Consider the following 19,195-nt stretch of genomic DNA (forward strand, 5'->3'; position numbering starts at 1 on the left):
GCCGGACCCACCCATCGAGGAAGGAGCACGACGTCGAGGGCACGTCGCAGAACCGGGCTGCTCGCGGTGACGGGCCTGGCCGGTCTGGCCCTGGCAATGGTCCGCGGGCCGGGCGGCGCGAGCTGGCCGGCCGTGGTCGCCGAGCCGGTGCAGGAGCGCGCGATCGAGCAGAGCACCGTCTTCAGCCGGGGCCAGGACGGTTACCACACCTTCCGCATCCCCGCGGTCGTCCAGGCCGCTGACGGGACGTTGCTGGCCTTCGCCGAGGGCCGGGTCGACACTCCGGGCGACGACGGCAACATCGACCTGGTCCTCAAGCGCTCCACGGACGGTGGCCGGACCTGGGGTCCGCTGCAGGTGGTCGTCGCGGGCGGCGGGAACAAGTTCGGCAACCCGGTCCCGATCGTCGACGAGCGGACCGGGCGCATCGTCCTCAACGTCACCCGTACCGGTGGCGACGTCTCCGGTGACGACATCCGCTGCGGCCGCGCCGACGCCGAGCAGACCCGCAGGTCGTTCATCCTGTACAGCGACGACCACGGCGCGACCTGGTCCGATCCGGTGGAGATCACCGCCGACGTCAAGCCGGCCGACTGGCGGCACTTCGTCGGCGGGCCCGGGCACGAGATCCAGATCACCCAGGGCGAGCACGCCGGCCGGCTGGTCGTCCCGGGCAACCACTCGGCCGCGCCGCCACCCGGCTCGGGCATCGCGTGCACCGACGACCGGCTGTTCGGCGCGCACTCGCTGTACAGCGACGACGGCGGAACCACCTGGCACCTCGGCGGCGTCGACACCACACCGGAGGGCGTGGAGAACCCGAACGAGAACACCGTCGTCGAACTCAGCGACGGCACGCTCTACTTCAACGCCCGCGACCAGAACGGCACCAGCGTCGGCGCCCGCGCCGGCACCACCAGCAGCGACGGCGGCGCCACGTTCGACACGCCGTACCAGGAGATCCCGGACCTCGTCGCGCCCGTCGTCCAGGGCTCGATCGTCGGCCTGTCGCGCGACGCCGACCGGCGCGAGCGGCTCGTGTTCGCCGCGCCGGGGCATCGAACCGCGCGGGAGAACCTGACGCTGTGGTCCAGCTTCGACGACGCCGACACCTGGGTCCGTGGCCCGGTGGTCTACGAGGGGCCGGCGGGCTACTCCGACCTGGTCCAGATCGACGGCCACGGAAGCGCGCGCAGGCTCGGCGTGCTCTACGAGAACGGCGACCGGCTGACCGAGGGCGCCACACCGACCTATCACCAGCGGATCAGCTTCGCCCGGGTGATCGTGCCGACGATGGAGACCCCCGCCCCGCCGCCGGCGACCACACCCGACGTGTCCGGCAACGGGCTCGACGCCGTGGTCAGCGCCGCGCCCAGGCGCGTGGGCGGCATGGTCGGCTCGGGCCTTCAGCTGGCCGGCGACTACGTCGAGGCCCCCTCCGACCCCGCCCTCGAGTTCGGCGAGGGCCCGTTCACGGCCGCGGCCTGGTTCCGGACCGACAGCACGGCCCTCCAGACGATCGTGTGGGCACATTCCAACCGGGCCAGTGACGCGAAATGGTGGATCCGGCTGGAGCCCAACCTCGGCCGGATCCGGGCCCACGTCAACACGGGCGAAGAGAACAGGTTCGTGCCCGCGACGGGCGACTACGCCGACGGCCAGTGGCACCATGTCGCACTCACCCGCAGCGACGATGCCGTGACCGTGTACGTCGACGGCGAGGCACGGGGATCGTCCGCACCGGTCGCCGGATCCGTGTCGGCCGGCGCGCTCACCGGCATCAGGGTCGGTGCCCGGGTCGACGGCATCAACAACCCGCTGAACGGCGCCGTCGACGACGTGTGGATGTTCGACCGGGCGCTCAGTGCCGCCGAGATCGCAGCGCTGGCCGCCGGAGACGCCCCGGCCGGCCCCGAGCCCGTGCTGCACCTTCCGCTGGACCGGATCACCCGCTGACGGTTGCCGAAGTGGCGGCCCCGTATCGGATCACGGGGCCGCCACGCCGGCGTCACCGGGCCGCGTCGTCGCGAAGAGCACCATGTCTCGGCGGGTGCCGCCGATCTCCTGATGGCTGTGCAGCAGGCCCTCTCGCAGGTATCCGGACGCTTCGGCGACGCGGATCGAGCTGTCGTTCCACGGCTCGATGTACAGCTCGATCCGGTGGAGAGCAGGGATGGTCCAGGCGAACGCAGTCAGCGCCCTCAGCGCGTCGCTCGCAATGCCGCGGCCACGGTGTGCGGGGGAAATCGAGTAGCCCGCCGTCGCCCGGCCTGCTGGCAGGTTCTGCAGCCACAACCCGATCGCGCCGACAGCGGTGCCGGAGCCGGCATCGGCGACGGCGAAGGAGTACCCGGCTCCTTCGGCGAGCCGGTTGCGCTGCCGGTGGATCCACGCCAGGGCCTGCTGAGCTGAAGGGAACGCGGGCAGGCTCCCGATGAGGGGAACATAGGGGTCGGTCCCCAGCTCGACGGCAAGGTGTAGGTCGTCGTCGGTGAACTCACGCAAGACGACTGAACCGTACGTCGGCGGCGCGGTCGGCCATGGCGGCAGCTGCTCTGTCACGTGTCGATTGTCGCTGTCACGAGCGACGGCGTCGGAGGCGTGGTAAGCGTTGCATCTAGGCCCAGGCGCAGGGCGCGCACCAACACGAGAGGCGGACACATGACCGAGAACACCCTTCCGAAGCCGGTCGCGTCGTTCATCGACGTGGTGAACCGGCACGACGAGGACGGCTTCCTGGACGCGTTCACCAGCGACGGGTTCGTCGACGACTGGGGGCGCACGTTCACCGGCCGGGAGGCGATCAAGCGGTGGAGCGACCGCGAGTTCATCGGCGCACGAGGAACGATGACCGTGCAGCGGACCGCTGTCGACGGTGACATGGTCACCGTGATCGCCGACTGGCGCAGCAACCATGCCAACGGCCTGTCTCAGTTCGACTTCCGCGTCGCCGGCGACAAGCTCGCGTCGATGACGATCCGCGAGGGCTGAGACCGCCGCAACGCTGCCTGCGCGGCACCGAGCGCCGATAGTCGGCACAGCGTACGGGCGACATGCGAAAGCCGGTGCGAACCGCACGCGCATGGAATCGGCCGGGCGGGGAACGGACATGTCGTGACCGTTTCTCCATCCACACGTCGCCCGTCGGGCGGTGCTCCAGAGGCGGGTCCAACCGGCGTGGTCTCCACGCAGCGACTCGGCGGATGCGTGATCGCCCGCCTCGTCGGCGAGTTCGACGTCGGCGCCGCGCTGCCGCTGCAGCGCACTCTCTGCGACCTGGTCGCCTCGGACGGCGTCGTCATCGACCTGTCGCGAACGAGCCGGCTGTCCACGGCCGCCATGGGCGCCTTGACCGCTGCGCACGACGAGGCGGCGCGGCACCGGACGAGTGTCCACGTGACCGGCGCCAGCCGGGCGCTGCTGCGCCAGCTGCGCCGGTCGGGCCTGGACGCGCGGCTGAACTATTACGCGAATCTCGCCGACGCCGTGGAATCGGCGCTCGCGGCGCGCGATGCGGAGATGTCCGGCCGGTAGGCAACGGCGGGGACCACGCCGCGTCGCGGGCGCGGTCGACAGCCACGGTTCACGGCGGGTCACCCTCACGGGTGCGGAACCCGTCGAGCCAGTGAGCGAACGCCTCGGCCAGCCCCTCGGGCGGGATCTCGTGGTCCGTGGCGTAGCGGTCGAAGTCCGCCAGCGGCGTGTCCTGGATCTCGCCGTCCATGATCCACTCCACGCCCATGTAGTCGCGATGCGGCGGCTGGTGGCCGGCCCGGCCGACACACACCCGTTCGTGGCCACGCACTCGTCGGCATGCGCCGCACGGCAGGAACACATCGGTCATTCCAAGGAGGTGCCCGTTTCGTCGCGTTTGAAGCGCCGGAACGCCGACGAGTTCAGGGCGTGTCGGCTTTATCACCCCCGGGGCGGCGATCAGTTTGCGGACGCCGGCCGGGCGAGAGCGTCGACGGCGGTTCCGAACAGGCGGGGGAGGGTGGCCGCGAGCGGGACGAGGCAGCGGCGGCCCGCGGCCGTCGACGTCACGGCGAGCAGGCTCCGCGTCAACAGCTCGTAGCGCCGGGTCAGCCGGCGCCACGCGGCCTCGTACCGTTCCGGGTCGCCGTCCGACACGGCAGCTACAGCGGCGTGTGCCTGTGCCATGCCGAGAGCGACTCCTTCACCGGTGAGCGCGTCGACGTAGCCGGCGGCGTCGCCGACGAGCAGGACGCGCCCGGCGACACGGCGCCGCGAACGCTGGCGCAGCGGGCCGGCGCCGCGCACGGACGTCGCCGGCCGGCCCGCGATCCGGTCGCGAAGTTCGGGAAACGCCGCGAGATGCTCGTCGAACGGAGCCCGGGTCGAGGTCAGGACCGCGATACCCACCAGGTCATGGCCGACGGGCGTCACGTACGCCTCGGCGGCCGGCGCCCAGTGCACCTCCACGTAGTGGGTCCACGACGGCACCAGAACGTGCCGGCGCAGGCCGAATCGGCGTGGCGCGGCGACCGGTACGTCCAGGCCGAGGCGGCGGCGGATCGGGGAGTGCAACCCGTCGGCGGCGATCAGGTAGCGGGCGTGGGCGCCGTCGACCTCGACGCCGTCGGAGCGCTGGACGACCATGTCGACCGCACGCGGCACCACGGGGATCCCGGCCCGCATGACCGCCTCCTGCAGCGCGCTGTGCAACGTGGTGCGCCGGACGCCACGGCCGAGGCCACAGCGGAAGTCCGCGATGGCGGATCGCCGCCCCGCGACGTAACGGATGCCGCGCAGCGGATGTCCGTCGAGCCGGATACCGAGCTCGGTCAGCTCGGCGACCGCGCCGGGCATCAGGCCCTCGCCGCAGGCCTTGTCGATCGGGCTCGTCCGCGGCTCGTACACGAGCACATCGAGTCCGCGCCGCGCCGCGTGCAGAGCCGCCGTCAGTCCGGTCGGGCCGCCGCCGGCGACGATGACGTCCGTCATGTCGCGCGGTCGTCGGCGAGCGCGGTCAGGGCCGTGTTCTCCACGGACACGCGGACGGCGAGCAGGACGGCGTTCGCGGCGGTGAACACCGCCGCGGTGATCCACGCGGAGTGCACCAGCGGCAACGCCACGCCTTCCACCACGACGGCGACGTAGTTGGGGTGGCGCAGCACCCGGTAGGGGCCGCGATCCACCCGGGGGAGGCCCGGCACCGCGATGACACGGGTGTTCCACTGCCGCCCGAGGGTCGCGATGCACCACCACCGCAGTCCCTGTGCCGCCAGGACGAGCGCGAGCATCGGCCAGCCGAGGGCCGGCACGAACTCCGGCCGGCGGATCCACACCTCGGCGACGGCACCCACCAGCAGCCCGGTGTGCAGCACGACCATGACCGGGTAGTGGCGCCGTCCGTACTCGACGCCGCCGCGGGCGAGGCTCCAGGCCGCGTGGCGGTTCGAGACGACCAGCTCCGCCAGCCGTTCCAGCGCGATGAGGCCGACCAGTGCGGTGAACAGTCCCTCGCTCACGGTTAGGCCGCCCGCAGGAGGACGAGCTCGAGGCAGAAGCCCGGGCCCATGGCCAGCAGGAGCCCGTACGATCCCGGCCGGGGCGGTCGCAGCTCGAGCGTGTCGGCGAGGACGTGCAGCACCGAGGCCGACGACAGGTTGCCGATGCGGTCCAGGGAGTCCCAGGTGAGCGCGAGCGCGTCGCGGGCCACGCCCAGGGCCTCCTGCATGGCCTCCAGCACCTTCGGCCCGCCAGGATGACACACCCACCACTCGATGTCGGAGCGCCGCAGCCCGCGGTCGGCCAGGAATCGGTCGACGTCACCGCCGACCTGCGTTCGTACCAGGTCGGGCACGTCGGCGCTCAGGACGATCCGCAACCCCGTCGCGCCCACGTCCCAGCCCATCGTGCGCTCGCTGTCCTCGTAGAGCCGGCTCCGGCTGGCCAGCACCTCCGGCAGAACCCGGCCGACGGCCGATGCGTGCTCGCCCGCCCGCTCCGCACCGGCGGCCACGACGGCGGCGGCACCGTCGCCGAACAAGCCGCTGGCGACCAGGTTCGGGACGGACGCGTCGTCACGCTGCACCGTCAGCGAGCACAGCTCGACCGAGAGCAGGACGGCGACGTCGCCGGGGTGGCCCACCAGGTAGTCGTGGATCCGAGCGATCCCGGCGGCCCCGGCCACGCACCCGAGTCCGACGATCGGCACCCGCTTCACATCCGGGCGCAGGCCGATACGTCCGGCGATCCGGGCTTCCAACGACGGAACCGCGATGCCGGTGATGGTGGTCGAGACGATCTGATCCACGTCGCTCGGAGCGAGACCGGCCTGGTCGAGCGCGTCACTGACGGCACGGCTGCCCAACTCGACGGCCGCCTCGATGTACGCGTCGTTGGCCGCGCCGAAATCGCCGAGGGTCGCGTAGCGCTCCTTCGGGAGGGCGAGGTGCCGGGTGCTCACGCCGGCGTTGGCATGGATGCGTTCCAGCAGTGCGCGGTCGTACCGGCCGGCGGAGGCGATCAGGCCGGTGAATTCGGCGGTCAGGTCCGCCTGGGCGTATTTGTGGTCCGGCAGCGCGCCACGGACGGACAGGATGCGCGTCATCGTCACCTAGTAGGCAAATTCTGCACCTTTAAACTCTGACGATGATGGCGGGCGCGGTGACGACGGGGCTCATCCGGGCGTGCCATCCGGAGCCGACCGCGGCGGTGACCGCGCTGAGCGGGCTGCTCGCCGCCCGCCTCGGCCATGGACCAGGTGGCATCGCACTCGTGGTGGCGGCCGTCCTCGCCGGCCAGCTGACCATCGGCTGGTCCAACGACCTCGTCGACGCCGAGCGGGACCGAGCCGTGGGCCGAACCGACAAACCGCTGGCCGCCGGGCGGGTCTCGGCCCGGACGGTGCGGCTCGCCCTGAGCGTTGCAGGCGGTGCGTGCGTGGTCTTCTCGCTGGCACTGGGATGGGCGGCCGGCATGATGCATCTGCTCCTGGTCGGCTGTGGCCACGCGTACAACCTGGCGCTGAAGCGGACTGCTCTTTCGTGGCTGCCCTACGCGATCGCGTTCGGGTGCCTGCCCGCCGTCGTCAGCCTCGCCCTCGACCCGCCCGAGTGGCCGCCGGCATGGATGATCGGCGCCGGTGCGCTTCTCGGCGTCGGTGCCCACCTGGTCAACGTGCTGCCCGACCTGGAGGACGACGCCGCGACGGGTGTGCGCGGCCTGCCGCACCGACTCGGGTCGGTCCGTACCCGCGTGGCTGCCGTGATCGTGCTGGTCGGCGCGTCGCTGCTCGTCGTCCTCGCCCCCGGCAAGCCGCCGTGGTGGTCCTGGGTGGGCCTCGCCGTCGTCGCGTTCTTGGCGGGTGCGGCGCTGCGGGGGCGTGGTTCGACGCCGTTCCGAGCCGCGATGGCCATCGCGCTGGTCGACATGGTGCTGCTCGTGTCGCGCAGCTGAGACCACGTCCGCCGCGGGCGACGAGATCCGTCGCGCTGCGACCCGGCCGAGCGCGCCACGACACCCGCCCGAGATCGGACCGGGGTGACCCGGAATGGGCTGGCGTCGTCGGGGTACCGGCGAGGAGCATCCGACCACACCGCAGTGAAAGGTGCACCAGCCATGTTCTTCCACCGCCAAGAACTCCAACATGCCGCCAAACCTGACCGACCCGACGCGGTCTACGCCCGTAAGCTCCAGGAAGTACTCGGTGGGCAGTACGGTGAGATCACCGTCGCCATGCAGTACGGGTTCCAGTCGTGGAACGTGCACCTTCCCGGGAAGTACCGTGATCTGCTCTATGGGATCGGCGCGGAAGAGTTCGGGCACGTCGAGATGCTCGCGACCATGATCGCTCAGTTGCTGGAGAAGGCGCCTGTCGGTGTCACCGAGGATGCCGTGCAGGACGACCCGACCGTCGCGGCGGTGGTCGGTGGTACTGATATCCAACACGCCATCGTGGCCGGGGCCGGTGCCCGTCCGGTGGATAGCATGGGCAACCCGTGGACGGCCGGTTACGTCACGGCCAGCGGCAATCTGCTGGCCGATTTCACCGCCAATGCCAACGCCGAGATGCAGGGCCGGTTGCAGGTGGCCCGGTTGTACAACATGACCGACGATGCCGGCGTGCGGGATCTGCTGTCGTTCTTGATCGCTCGCGACACCATGCACCAGAACCAGTGGATCGCGGCCGCCCGGGAACTGCAGGAAGAAGGGTTGGAGAATCTCCCCGTGCCCAGCAACTTCCCGCAGTCGCAGGAGGACGGGGAGGTCGCCTACCAGTACATCAACTTCTCCGACGGAGAGCACGCGTCCGAAGGTAGCTGGGCCAGCGGGCCGTCCCCGGATGGCAAGGGCGAGTTCCAGTACGTTGCCCAGCCCCCGGCCGGTGCCGCGATGCCCAAGCCGACCAGGCCCGATTCCCGGCTCTACGGCACGACCGACGTGCCGAACATCGTCGAGAAGACGGCCGGCAAGGCCCAGGACATGCTGCACAAGGAATGAGGTCGCTGGATTCGCCTGTGTGACCACGTACGCGCGGGGTGTGTCAGCTCTCGTCGTCAGTTCTCGTCGTCATCGTCGGAGAGCGCGGTCAGGTCGGGGCGCCCTTCGTCCGGCGCGTTCTTGCTCGGCTCCGAATCCTGGTCGTGCGGGACCTCAGGGTCCTGACGCTGCGGATCCGGCTCGTGGCCGCCGGTGTCTCGTTCAGTCATGGATGATCTCCTTCGCGCTGCATGCCGTACCCGTCGGCGGACACCTCGGTGGTACCCCGAGGCGGCCGGTGTATGACGCGTGCCGCGAGGCGGCAACGGTTTGCATTGGCCACAGGTGGTTACTGACTGGATATGTCTCGGGTGAGTTCGGTTCGTGACCTGGAGTCAGAGGCGTTCCAACAGAAAGAGTGGAGATTCCAGACCGTCAGCCGGGTCGTCGTCGGGGCGATACTCGTCGCGGCGGCGGGTGGCTTCTTCGGGACCGGACCGCTCAGCGGGACCGAGGCCGGCGACGACGCCGGAACCATCACGGTGCGGTACGAACGGTTCGTGCGCCACCAGGGGCAGGCCGAACTGACGGTGTCGCTGGGTGCCGGGGCCGTCGACGGATCGTCGGCGACCCTGTTCCTCTCCCGGTCGCTGCTCGATGAGATGGACATCCAGAACATCGATCCGCAGCCGGCGAGCGCACGATCGACCGAGGACGGCGTGTTCTACACCTTCGAAGCCGACGTGAACTCTCCTCCGGTCGTGTCCGTGACGTATCGCCCGGACGGGCTCGGCCCGGTGCGGGGGACCGCCCGCGCCGGGTCCGGTGAGCCGGTGACGATCCGCCAGTTCGCCCATCCCTGACGAAGGGCCGATGACGTGGACCTCATCCTGCGGGCGCTGGCCGTCTATGTGATCCTCATCCTGTTGTTCCGCATTGTCGGAAAGAGATCGCTCGCACAAGTGACGACCTTCGATTTCGTCCTGCTGCTCGTCGTCGGGGAGGCGACACAGCAAGCACTGCTGGGCGACGACTTCTCGGTGACGACGGCGGGAATCGTCATCGCCGCGCTCTTGTGTCTCGATCGGCTGGCGGACTACCTCGGCTTCCGCTGGCCGAAGCTGGGCCGAGCGCTCGAGAGCATGCCGTTGATCCTGCTGGACGACGGCACACCGCTTCACGACCGGATGCGCCGCGTGCACATCACGGAGGAGGACATCCTGACCGCGGCTCGCGAGCTGCACGGCATCGAGCGGATGGACCAGATCAAGTTCGCGGTGCTGGAGCGATCCGGCGGCATCAGCATCATCCCGGCCGGCCGTGAGGCCTGACTGGGCACGTCCCGGGCCCACCCTGAGGCGTTCTCCCGCTGCACCCGGCAAGCATTCCTGGTGGAGCGGGCACACCCATGCCGAACGTGATCATTCCGGGGGCCGGGGGTCCCACCGGAAGCGCCGGACGGCGACGACAGCGCCGGCCACGCCCCACCCGAGGAGTACGGCGAGGTCGCGCCATGCGAATCCGGTGTCGTACGCGATGGCGCCGAGAAGTGCCTCGTTGAACGGCCGTACCGGCAGAACCCCGGAGATCCGGTCGAGGACGGCGGAGTCGATCGGCAGGTAGGTCCCGGACACGAACACGAGGGGGAAGAGCACGAACTGCACGACCGCGGGCGCCGCCTCCGCGTTGCGGATGAGCGAGGCGACCCCCACGCCCAGCGCGCAGAAGCTCGCCGCGCCGAGCACGAGTGTCACGACGACGGCCGGCCACTGCTCCAGCTGCGGGAACGGCACGCCGAAGAGGCTCCCGATGCCGACGATGAGCAGCACGGTGACGACACTCACCATGACGCAGTGCGCCAGCAGGCCGGCGACGTAGATCCAGGTCGGCAGCGGTGTGGCGCGCGTGCGTTTGAGGATCCCGTACTGCCGCCGGGTCGAGAGCACGATGGCGAGCTGGCTGTAGCAGGAGCCCAGCACCGACAACCCGGCGATGGTGCACACGTAGTACTGCAGCGCCGACACCCCGCCGTAGAACGCGCTCGCGGGTACGTCGCGGAAGAGCGCGCCGAAGATCGTGATGATCACGATCGGGAAGACGAACGTGAAGAACGCGCTCTGCGGGTTGCGCCAGAACGTCAGTTGCTCGTAGCGGACCTGGTGCGCGAGCACGCGAAGCGATGGGTAGGTCCCGGTAGTCACGGTGCGACCTCCTCCGTGGTCGATGCCGGCGAGCCGCCCTTCGTCAGCCGCAGGTAGACGTCCTCCAGGCTGGGCCGCTCGACGGTGAGCCGCTCCAGCGCCGCGCCGCGTCGCAGCGCCCAGCCGGTGAGTTCGTGCAGCGTCTGCGTCGGGTTCGCGGAATCCACGGTCACGAGCCCGTGGTCCGGACTCGCGGCGACGGGCAGGTCGGCGGCCGGGTGGCCGGACGGCAGGGCGAAGCGGATCCGGGTCCGCGCGGTGTCGCGTCCGCCGATGGTCGACGGCGCACCCTCGGACACGATGCGGCCGCCCGTCATGACGGCGACGCGGTCGGCCAACGCCTGGGCCTCCTCCATGTCGTGCGTGGTGAGCAGCATGGTGGTGCCGGCGTCACGCAGGTCGCGCACGAGCTGCCAGGCGTCTCGGCGCGCGTTCGGATCGAATCCCGTCGTCGGCTCGTCGAGGAACAGCAGGTCCGGGTCGCCGACCACACCCAGTGCCAGGTCCAGGCGGCGCTTCTGGCCGCCGGACAGCGCCCGGACCTTGCGGCGTTCCAACCCGTCGAGACCAACGAGACCGATGACGTCGTCGACGTCTCGCGGGGCGGGGTAGTAGCCCGCGTTCCGGGTGAGCGTCTCGCGGACCGTCAGGTACGGCTCGACGGCGATGTCCTGCAACACCAGCCCGATGCGTTCGCGCAGCCGCTGTGCCTCGGCCCGATCGCCCGGGTCGAGACCGAGCACCCCGACCCGGCCGGCATCGCGAGCACGGAAGCCTTCGAGGATCTCCAGCACCGTGGACTTACCGGCGCCGTTCGGCCCGAGCAGCGCGAAGATCTCACCGTCCTCGACGGTGAAGCTCACCCCGCGGACGGCGGCCACGGAGCCGTAGCTCTTCCGCAGGCCCACGACGTCGACGGCGGCTTCCCTCAGGTGCGTACGCATGTGATCTCCAACGACACGTCGAGGTGGCGTCCGGCCAGCCCTCGGGCGGCGGTGATGCCGAACTCGGTCCGGTCGATGCGCGTGGTGGCGTCCACGGCGAACCCGTCCGCCGACCTGGCCGCCCGCTCGATCGAGAGCGAGACGGGCCGGCTGACGCCTCGTACGGTCAGCGTGCCGGTGACCGCGGTGCTGTCGATGTGGTCGGCGGCGAAGGCCATGACCGGGTGCTGGTCGGCGTCGAGGAAGCGCGCGGACCGGACGTCGCGGTCGCGGTGCTCGTTGCCGGTGTGGAAGCTCCCCGTCGGGATCTCGACCCGGATGGTCGAATCGCGCAGCGGCTCGGCCACGTCGATCGTTCCCGTCCCGACGGCGAAGCTGCCGCGCACGGGCATCAGCCCGAACAGGTGCCGGCCGCGGAACGTGATGGTCGAGCGGCGGGCGTCGATCCGGTAGCGGCCCAGCCGCGGGGTCACCGTGGTGTCGGCTCGTCGTGTGTTCATGACTCCATGCCACCTCGGGCGGGATGCCGGCTGACAGGGCAGGCGGTCGGCTCCGGCACCGACGAAGGACGGTCCGACGGGGCCGGCGTGCGACTTTCGTCGGTTCCGTGCCCGCCGAAAGCATCGTGGCTGCTCTCGGGTCCGCGCAGGTGTCATACCGTGGCGACATGGTTGACAGATCGTGGCTGCGTCGGCACCAGGGCGCCGTCGACGTGGGGATCGCGGTCTTCGTCGTGGTGCTCGACACCGCGACGACGCTGGCGGGGTGGACATGGTGGCCGGCCGAGCCGGGTGCACTCGCCTGGACGCTGCTCGGCCTGCAAGCCGTCGCCTGCCTGTCGCTGATCTTCCGCCGCCGCGCGCCGCTGGCCGTCGTCGCGGTCCTCGGAGGGTTCACGCTCGCCGTCACCCTGTTGATCTCTCCGCTGGACGCGCTGACGCCGGCGGCCGAGGACACGCTGTGGGCGCCCTTCGCCACCGTCATCGCGGCCTACGGGCCGCTGTACTACCGGCAGAGCCGCCGGACGGCCCTGATCGCGCTCGCCGTCTTCGCCGTCATCATCGCCCGGCCGTGGGAGGCGTCAGCCACGGTCATCATGATCGGGCTGTTGCGGACCGCGCTCGGGCCGCTGTTGGCGCTGTACTTCACCGCACGACGGCGCCTGGTGTTGGCGCTGACCGAGCGTGCCGAGCGCGCCGAGCGCGAACGTCACCTGCTTGCCGAACAGGCCCGCGCCGAGGAGCGCGCCCGGCTGGCCGGCGAGATGCACGACGTCGTGAGCCATCGGGTGAGCCTGATGGTGATGCAGGCCGGTGCGCTGCGGATGACCGCCCCCGACGACGCCACCCGGCGAGCCGCGGAGGAACTGCGGGCGGCGGGTAGCCAGGCGCTGGACGAACTGCGCGACCTGGTCGGCATCCTGCGCACCGCACCGGACGACCACGACGCACCGCCGCTGGCGGGCATCGAAACCCTGGCGGCGGAGTCGACCGCGGCCGGCACACCGACGGACCTGGTCGAGCAGGGCGACCGCGCGCTCGCCTCGCCGGTGGTCGGGCGCACGGCATACCGCATCGCACGGGAGGCGCTGACGAACGTCCGCAAGCACGCTCCCGGCGCGCACGTGACCGTGCGAATCGACTACGACCCGGCGCACGTGCACCTGTCGATCCGCAACACCCCGCCCCGGAGCGAGCCCGACCCCGGCCTGGTCGGCAGCGGATCCGGCCTGGGCATCGCGAACCTGCGCCGGCGCGTCGAGCTCGTGCACGGTTCACTGCACGCCGGGCCGGCGCCGGACGGCGGGTTCGTCGTCGAGGCCACGCTGCCCTCCTACGTGCCGACCGCGGAATCGGTGGTGTGACCATGACGCGGGTCGTGATCGTCGACGACGAGCCCATGGTGTGCGCCTTCCTGCGCACGATCCTCGGCTCGGTGGACGACATCGACATCGTCGACGAGGCGCACGACGGCGCCGCGGGCGTCGAAGCAGTGGTGCGCAACCGGCCCGACGTCGTGCTCATGGACCTGCGCATGCCCGGCGTGGACGGGCTGACCGCGATCGAACGCATCAACAAACTCCCCGATCCGCCGTCCATCGTCGTCCTGACGACTTTCGACGCCGACCAGTACGTGCTGCGGGCCCTCCGCGCCGGCGCAGCCGGGTTCCTGGTCAAGTCCACACCGCCGGAGGACCTGATCGGGCTGGTCCGGGTGGCCGCGGAAGGCCACACGGTGCTCTCCGCGGCCGCGGCCCGCCGGCTCGTGGCGGCATCGGCCGACAGCCAGCCGGCTCGCGAGCGGGCCCGGGACCTCGTCGCCTCGCTGAGCGAGCGGGAGGCCGAGGTCCTGGCCTGCCTCGGCGAGGGATTGTCGAACGCGCGGATCGCGTCGCGACTCTACCTGTCCGAGGCCACGATCAAGGGTTATGTGTCGCGAATCATGGACAAGCTCGGGTGCGCGAACCGCACCCAGGCGGGACTGATCGCCCACGACGCGGGCATCGTCGGCTCCGACGGGAACGGCTAGTGCGGGCGGTCGTCACCTGATCGTCGCCACCGGTCCGATCAGGTGGCACATCGACGATCAGGTGACGACCGCGACGTCACCGTGCCGCGGGCTGGTGGGTCAGTCGGTCATGGCCGCCGTGTGCGCGGCGATCTGCTCGGCCGTCAGCTCGGTGTCCCAGATGGCAATCTTCCCCACCGCGCCGTCGAACCAGGAGGCGAAGTCGCGGGTGCCCGCACGGAACGGCGCCGAACCGCGCTCGGGGACGATCACCTGGCCGCGGATGCTGAGGTCGTCCTGGTCGCGCAGGACCCCGTCGCGGTAGACCTTCGTGTAGCCGTTGGGGAAGGCTTCGCTCGTCGCGTTCGCGTTGATGACGAGCACGTAGTGGATCCACTCGCCGGCCTCGACCGGGTCCTGGAAATACGACCCCGCGCCCAGCCCGCCGGAGAGGTTGAACGAGTAGCCCGAGATGCGGTGGGGCCGGTTCTCGGTGTTCTCCAGCGAGTACATGCGCGACACGTACTCGTGCTGCCCGGCTTCGCCCTTGCCCATCCAGTGGACGTAGCCCGAGCTCTCGTCGTTGGGGAACTGCAGCACGTCCGGACGCATCCACGCCTCGATGGTGATGACGCCGGTCGTCGCGGGACTCAGGGCGGCGGCGTCGGGCGCCTCGAAGTACTGCGTCGCGCCGTCGAAGTCGGCGGCCGGGTCGCCGTTGGGCAGTGTGGTCTCGGTCGGGCGGCCGGTGTAGGCACCGTTGATCCCGGCATCGCCGAGGTCGATCTCCGAACCGGACTCGGCGCCGGCCATCGTCCAGTACACGTCGGGCTCGTCGGCGAGCACCGCGGCGTCGTACTCGGAGAGTGTGTCCGGAGCGCCGGGCTGCTGGAAGCAGACCAGCGCCAGGTGGAGGGCGGTGGCGAGGCTGAGGCCGAGCTTGAGAGCTCGCTTGAGGATCCTGCCGTTCATGTGCGTTCCTCTCATCCGATGGGTGGTGCCGGAAATGGGGGATTAGCGCGTTCAAACGTTTGCACATTGCGGCGTCGATGGGTCGATGGGCGGGTGTGGGTGGTTCAGCCGGAGGCGGGACCTGTGGAGCCGCGATAGACCGCCGTGGCCTTCACGACGATGGAGACCTCGCGGTCCTGCTCGCCCTCCGGATCGAGCAGCCGTTCGATGGCGAGCCGGCCGACGCGGTCGCTGTGCCCGGCCACGGTGGTGAGCCCGGGCTGGACGAGCTCGGCCAAGATGTCGTCGTGGCCGACGACGGAGACGTCGCCGGGCACCGAGCGTCCCTCGCGCCGCAGCCCCTCGATGAGGCCCGACGCGACGACGTCGTCGAAGGCGAGGACGCCGGTCACGCCGCTCTCGCAGACCTGCCCGGCGGCCGCGATGCCGTCGGTGTGGGTGGACGCCGGTCCGGCGAGAACCGTGAGCTCCAGGCCTGCCTCCTCCGCGCGGGCGGTGATCGCCTTGAGGTGCTGGCGGTTGGCCCACGAGCCCGACGGCCCGGGGAGGTAGGCCACCCGGCGATGGCCCAGCTCCTGCAGGTGGAGCACGAGTTCGCCGAGGGCCTCCTCGGAGTCGGTGACCACCGAGGGGACGCCGTCGACGATCCGGTTGATCAGCACGACGGGGATGGTCGCGGCGATCTCACGGATGTGCGGTGCGCTCATCCGCGGCGCGGACAGAATGATGCCGCGCGACTGCCGCGACAACTGGTCGGCCACCTGGCGTTCGATCGTGGCGCTGTCGTCCGTGTCCGCCACGAGGACGCCCACCCCGGAGGAGCGGGACCGGCCCTGGGCGGCCTTCAACAGGGTCGTCATGTAGGGGTTCGTGATGTCCGGGACGATCAGCCCGACGTTCGCGGCGACGCCGCGTTTGAGCGCCCGGGCGACGACGTTGGGTTTGAACCGCAGCTGTGCGGCGATCTCACGGACGTGCTGGACGGTCGCCGGGGAGAGCCGCTCCGGGTTGGAGAACACGCGGGAGACCGTCGAGATCGAGACACCGGCCGCCTCCGCGACGTCCTTCAGCCTGGTAGGAGAGGTGCGATTGCTCACGTACTCACTCCCTCGCTGGCGGCCTGGTCGAGATCGTACGGGTGCCCGAGCAGGCCGTTCCACTCCTCGAGCCCGGCGCGGCGCACGGCCACGACCGGCACACCCTGCTCGCCGAGCATCGTGCCGCCGGTGACGGCGGCGTCGATCGCGTCCGTGCTGCCCGGCAGCTCGACCCAGCGGTCCCCGTCGTGGTCATGGTCGCGGGAGCGGCCGAGGTGCCCGAGCTGGGTAGGCGCCGCCACGCTGTCGACGACGGCGGCGACCAGCCGCACGAAGGGCTCGGCGGCCGACCCCGTGAGCAACGGGTCCGCGGCACCGCGCGGCTCAAGCACCAGCTGTCTGAGTGCCGATCGATGCTCACGGGACGCCGGCACGGGGACCGCCCGCGCCGGCGCCGCCCCAGGTGGCCCATGCCGAACCGGCACGATCGAGGCAGCCAAGTCACGCAGGCGCAGCCGGAGTGAGGCACGCTCTGCGACGACGACGAGGCCGGGCTCGACGACGCGGTCGGCCGCGGTCGTCCCCACGGCGGTCACGAGCGGGCCGTGCCGCGAGTGGACCCGCAGGGCGGCGAGGTCGTCGGCCTGGATCGGGCGCACCGAGCCGAGCTCGGCCTCGAACTCCGCCATCGCCCACCGGGGCTCGACCGTGCGCGCGACGGCGAGCGCGGCATGCACCACGTGCGCGAGCGGGTTGAAGAGCGCGCCGTCGAAGACGGGCGCGCCGTCGAGGTCGCGCCGACCGGCCCAGCGGGCCCGGGCGTAGTAGGCGTCAGGCCGCTGCAGCGCCCCGAACCCCGTCACCCGGAGCACCGGACCGAGGTCGTGGGCCGCGAGGACGTCGGAGACCGCCGCGACGACACCCGGCGTCTGCTGGAACCCGACCTCGAACCGGGTCCCGCCGGCGAGATCGACCAGCGAGGCGAGCTGCGACGGCAGCGGAACCGGCGGCTTCTCCAGGTACACGGCGGCGCCGGACGCGAGGGCGCGCGCGGCGAGAGCGGCATGCGTGTGCGGGGGCGTGGCGATGACCACCGCGTCCGGGCCGACGTGGTCGAGCGCCGTGCCGAGACCGGCGGTGACGAAGGGTGACGCGTCGCTCGCGGCGAGCAGAGCAGGCAGTTCAGCGGCCGGTTCGACGTCCACGACCGCCCCGACCACGATCGCCCCCTCGCGGTGCAGCTCCAGGAGCTCCGCCAGGTGACGCCGGCCGTAGCCGGACGCGCCCACGAGTGCGACGGTCGGCGTCATCCCTTCAGCGCTCCCTCGGCCAGTCCGGTGAAGACCTGCTTCTGCATGAGGAAGTACACCAGCAACGGCGGCACCATGACGATGACGGCCGCGGCACTGATAACGCGCTGATCGGCGGAGAAGGCACCGGACAGGAACTGCACGCCGACGTTCACCGGGTACTTGTCCGGATCGCTCAGGATGACGAGCGGCCAGAGGAACTGGTCCCAGCTGTCGAGGAAACCGAGCACCGCCACGACCGCGAGCGAGCTGCGGACGGACGGCAGCATGATCGACCGGAAGATGCGGATCGGCCCCGCACCGTCCATGGTGGCGGCCTCCTCGATCTCGTCCGGGATGCCGACGAACGCCTGCCGCATGACGAGGATCGACACGATCGACACCGCCTGCGGCAGCACCACGCCGAGCACGGTGTCCTGCAGCGACAGCCCGCGGGTCACCAGGAGCGTCGACACCAGGATGACCTCGAACGGCAGCGCCGCCGTCGCGAGCAGGATCCCGATGTAGAGGGCACGCCCCCGGAAGCTGATCCGGGCGAGCGCGTAGCCGGTCAGCGTCGCGAGGATCAGATTGAGTGTCACCCCGAGCGCGGAGATCGTGGCCGAGTTGAGCAGGTACCTGCCGAGGGGCACGTCGGTGAACGCGGTGACGAAGTTGGCGAACGTGGGTTGCGACGGGACGAGGCTCCCGGGGAAGCCGACGGTCGCCTCGCCGGCGCCCTTGAGCGCGGTGCCGAGCTGCCAGAGCAGTGGTCCGAGGACGAGGGCGACGGCGACGGTCATCAGCGCCCAGCGGATGGTCCGCTCCAGCGGACCGGGCTGGCCCCGCCGGTGGCGTCGACGCGGCGCGATGTCCTGGCTGGCGGCGACGGTCATCGGACCCGACCTTTCCTGGTGATCGCCCACGACAGGGCCGAGACGACGAGCACGAAGGCGAAGAGCACGAGGCTGACGGCCGAGGCGAAACCGGCCTGGGTGCCCGGCGAGATGCCCTTGGTGAACAGGAACAGGACGACGGTCTGGGCCGAGGTGCCCGGCCCGCCGCCGGTGAGGACGTACGGCTCGGTGAAGGCGCGCAGTGCGGCGATGGCCGAGAGCACTGCGACGAGCCCGACCGTGCCGCGGATCTGCGGGATCGTGACGCTCCACGTGCGTCGCAGCCAGCCCGCCCCGTCGAGTTCCGCCGCTTCGTCGAGCTCGCGGGAGACGTTCTGCAGCGCCGCGAGCAGGATGAGCGTGTAGAGGCCGCAGCTCTTCCACACGGTGACCAGGATCGCGCTGAAGAGCGCGAGGTGGGAGCTGGTGAGGAACGGGACGGGTTCGGAGACGACGGAGAGCCCGCGCAGGACCTGGTTGACCAGGCCGTCGGAGCTCAGCACGTACTGGAACATCAGCGCGACGACGGCCATCGGCATGACCAGCGGCGAGAACAGGATCGGCCGGACGATGCCGGTGCCGCGCATCTTCGTGTTCACGAGCAGGGCCAGGCCGAGCGAGATGCAGACGATGAGCGGCGTCGCGAGCGCCATGTAGATGCCCGTGTGCCCGGTCGCCTCCCAGAACTGGGCGGAGGAGAAGATCGCCTGGAAGTTCGCCAGCCCCGTGAAGACCCCGCCGCCGACCGTGCTGGCGTTCGTGAACGCGAGCACGAACGTGTTGGCCAGCGGCAGGAAGAGGAAGGTGACCTGGAGGACGAGCACCGGCGCCACGAAGACGACAGGCACCCACCAGCGGTGCCGCCGCAGCGGGGCGCGCCGTGTGCGCACGCGCCCCGCC

Annotated in this window: 23 protein-coding genes; 9 read left to right on the forward strand and 14 right to left on the reverse strand. The window is 71.0% G+C overall.

The features are described 5' to 3' along the window. Window positions 1-66 precede the first annotated feature (66 nt). On the forward strand, window positions 67-1,956 hold the full coding sequence (locus tag JIAGA_RS29250) for a sialidase family protein (RefSeq protein WP_051425991.1): 1,890 nt from the start codon (window positions 67-69) through the stop codon (window positions 1,954-1,956). Between the two features lie 30 nt (window positions 1,957-1,986). On the opposite strand, the gene JIAGA_RS0111720 is transcribed toward JIAGA_RS29250, so the two are convergent. After that, entirely contained in the window at window positions 1,987-2,562 is a 576-nt protein-coding gene (locus JIAGA_RS0111720) for a GNAT family N-acetyltransferase (protein WP_026875802.1), read from the reverse strand. A 99-nt stretch (window positions 2,563-2,661) separates the two neighbouring features. Between JIAGA_RS0111720 and JIAGA_RS0111725 the strand changes: the two genes are divergently transcribed. Together JIAGA_RS0111725 and JIAGA_RS0111730 are read left to right on the forward strand one after the other, a co-directional pair. Next, complete coding sequence (locus JIAGA_RS0111725) at window positions 2,662-2,991, forward strand: nuclear transport factor 2 family protein (protein ID WP_026875803.1); 330 nt, start codon at window positions 2,662-2,664, stop codon at window positions 2,989-2,991. 186 nt (window positions 2,992-3,177) lie between these two features. Further along, on the forward strand, window positions 3,178-3,534 hold the full coding sequence (locus JIAGA_RS0111730; protein ID WP_281172686.1) for an STAS domain-containing protein: 357 nt from the start codon (window positions 3,178-3,180) through the stop codon (window positions 3,532-3,534). Between the two features lie 49 nt (window positions 3,535-3,583). Here JIAGA_RS0111730 and JIAGA_RS0111735 read toward each other — a convergent pair whose 3' ends face one another. From JIAGA_RS0111735 to JIAGA_RS0111750, 4 genes are all read right to left on the reverse strand, one after another. Then, window positions 3,584-3,844: a hypothetical protein gene (locus JIAGA_RS0111735; protein WP_157553036.1), complete on the reverse strand. Its 261-nt coding sequence runs from the start codon at window positions 3,842-3,844 to the stop codon at window positions 3,584-3,586. Between the two features lie 89 nt (window positions 3,845-3,933). Continuing rightward, entirely contained in the window at window positions 3,934-4,965 is a 1,032-nt protein-coding gene (locus JIAGA_RS0111740) for an NAD(P)/FAD-dependent oxidoreductase (protein ID WP_026875806.1), read from the reverse strand. After that, window positions 4,962-5,492 (reverse strand): isoprenylcysteine carboxyl methyltransferase family protein, encoded by a 531-nt coding sequence (locus JIAGA_RS0111745; RefSeq protein WP_026875807.1) that lies wholly within the window; start codon window positions 5,490-5,492, stop codon window positions 4,962-4,964. Before JIAGA_RS0111745 ends, JIAGA_RS0111740 begins: the two co-directional genes overlap by 4 nt. Window positions 5,493-5,494: 2 nt before the next feature. Further along, window positions 5,495-6,577, reverse strand: coding sequence for a type III polyketide synthase (locus tag JIAGA_RS0111750; RefSeq protein WP_026875808.1), 1,083 nt, complete (start codon window positions 6,575-6,577; stop codon window positions 5,495-5,497). 41 nt (window positions 6,578-6,618) lie between these two features. On the opposite strand from JIAGA_RS0111750, the gene JIAGA_RS0111755 reads away from it, so the two are divergent. Beyond that, entirely contained in the window at window positions 6,619-7,425 is an 807-nt protein-coding gene (locus JIAGA_RS0111755; RefSeq protein WP_026875809.1) for a UbiA family prenyltransferase, read from the forward strand. Window positions 7,426-7,587: 162 nt separating this feature from the next. Then, on the forward strand, window positions 7,588-8,469 hold the full coding sequence (locus JIAGA_RS0111760; protein WP_026875461.1) for a manganese catalase: 882 nt from the start codon (window positions 7,588-7,590) through the stop codon (window positions 8,467-8,469). 56 nt (window positions 8,470-8,525) lie between these two features. Here JIAGA_RS0111760 and JIAGA_RS34525 read toward each other — a convergent pair whose 3' ends face one another. Further along, the gene (locus JIAGA_RS34525; RefSeq protein WP_157553039.1) at window positions 8,526-8,678 is read right to left on the reverse strand and encodes a hypothetical protein; all 153 of its coding nucleotides are present in this window, start codon (window positions 8,676-8,678) and stop codon (window positions 8,526-8,528) included. Window positions 8,679-8,819: 141 nt separating this feature from the next. Between JIAGA_RS34525 and JIAGA_RS0111770 the strand changes: the two genes are divergently transcribed. Then, entirely contained in the window at window positions 8,820-9,311 is a 492-nt protein-coding gene (locus tag JIAGA_RS0111770; protein ID WP_026875810.1) for a hypothetical protein, read from the forward strand. 15 nt (window positions 9,312-9,326) lie between these two features. Beyond that, window positions 9,327-9,779, forward strand: a complete 453-nt coding sequence (locus JIAGA_RS0111775; RefSeq protein WP_026875811.1) for a DUF421 domain-containing protein — start codon at window positions 9,327-9,329, stop codon at window positions 9,777-9,779. A 90-nt stretch (window positions 9,780-9,869) separates the two neighbouring features. Here JIAGA_RS0111775 and JIAGA_RS0111780 read toward each other — a convergent pair whose 3' ends face one another. From JIAGA_RS0111780 to JIAGA_RS0111790, 3 genes are read right to left on the reverse strand one after another with little or no spacing between them, the layout of a single operon-like run. Beyond that, complete coding sequence (locus JIAGA_RS0111780; RefSeq protein ID WP_026875812.1) at window positions 9,870-10,649, reverse strand: ABC transporter permease; 780 nt, start codon at window positions 10,647-10,649, stop codon at window positions 9,870-9,872. Continuing rightward, window positions 10,646-11,593, reverse strand: a complete 948-nt coding sequence (locus JIAGA_RS29255) for an ABC transporter ATP-binding protein (protein WP_035812433.1) — start codon at window positions 11,591-11,593, stop codon at window positions 10,646-10,648. The genes JIAGA_RS0111780 and JIAGA_RS29255 overlap by 4 nt, the downstream gene beginning before the upstream one ends. Further along, complete coding sequence (locus JIAGA_RS0111790) at window positions 11,578-12,093, reverse strand: YceI family protein (RefSeq protein ID WP_026875813.1); 516 nt, start codon at window positions 12,091-12,093, stop codon at window positions 11,578-11,580. Before JIAGA_RS0111790 ends, JIAGA_RS29255 begins: the two co-directional genes overlap by 16 nt. A gap of 167 nt (window positions 12,094-12,260) precedes the next feature. On the opposite strand from JIAGA_RS0111790, the gene JIAGA_RS0111795 reads away from it, so the two are divergent. Then, window positions 12,261-13,457, forward strand: a complete 1,197-nt coding sequence (locus JIAGA_RS0111795; RefSeq protein WP_026875814.1) for a sensor histidine kinase — start codon at window positions 12,261-12,263, stop codon at window positions 13,455-13,457. A 2-nt stretch (window positions 13,458-13,459) separates the two neighbouring features. After that, on the forward strand, window positions 13,460-14,122 hold the full coding sequence (locus tag JIAGA_RS0111800) for a response regulator transcription factor (RefSeq protein ID WP_026875815.1): 663 nt from the start codon (window positions 13,460-13,462) through the stop codon (window positions 14,120-14,122). Between the two features lie 99 nt (window positions 14,123-14,221). Here JIAGA_RS0111800 and JIAGA_RS29260 read toward each other — a convergent pair whose 3' ends face one another. The 5 genes from JIAGA_RS29260 to JIAGA_RS0111825 form a co-directional block, all read right to left on the reverse strand. Further along, the gene (locus tag JIAGA_RS29260) at window positions 14,222-15,073 is read right to left on the reverse strand and encodes a LamG domain-containing protein (protein ID WP_035812435.1); all 852 of its coding nucleotides are present in this window, start codon (window positions 15,071-15,073) and stop codon (window positions 14,222-14,224) included. 104 nt (window positions 15,074-15,177) lie between these two features. After that, window positions 15,178-16,170 (reverse strand): LacI family DNA-binding transcriptional regulator, encoded by a 993-nt coding sequence (locus JIAGA_RS29265; protein WP_157553042.1) that lies wholly within the window; start codon window positions 16,168-16,170, stop codon window positions 15,178-15,180. Next, window positions 16,167-17,420 (reverse strand): Gfo/Idh/MocA family oxidoreductase, encoded by a 1,254-nt coding sequence (locus tag JIAGA_RS33055; RefSeq protein ID WP_051425992.1) that lies wholly within the window; start codon window positions 17,418-17,420, stop codon window positions 16,167-16,169. The genes JIAGA_RS29265 and JIAGA_RS33055 overlap by 4 nt, the downstream gene beginning before the upstream one ends. Next, window positions 17,417-18,295 (reverse strand): carbohydrate ABC transporter permease, encoded by an 879-nt coding sequence (locus JIAGA_RS0111820; protein WP_035812436.1) that lies wholly within the window; start codon window positions 18,293-18,295, stop codon window positions 17,417-17,419. The genes JIAGA_RS33055 and JIAGA_RS0111820 overlap by 4 nt, the downstream gene beginning before the upstream one ends. Then, window positions 18,292-19,185, reverse strand: a complete 894-nt coding sequence (locus JIAGA_RS0111825) for a carbohydrate ABC transporter permease (protein WP_157553045.1) — start codon at window positions 19,183-19,185, stop codon at window positions 18,292-18,294. The genes JIAGA_RS0111820 and JIAGA_RS0111825 overlap by 4 nt, the downstream gene beginning before the upstream one ends. Window positions 19,186-19,195 lie beyond the last annotated feature (10 nt).

The sequence above is a fragment of the Jiangella gansuensis DSM 44835 genome (assembly GCF_000515395.1).
GTDB classification, from domain to species: domain Bacteria; phylum Actinomycetota; class Actinomycetes; order Jiangellales; family Jiangellaceae; genus Jiangella; species Jiangella gansuensis.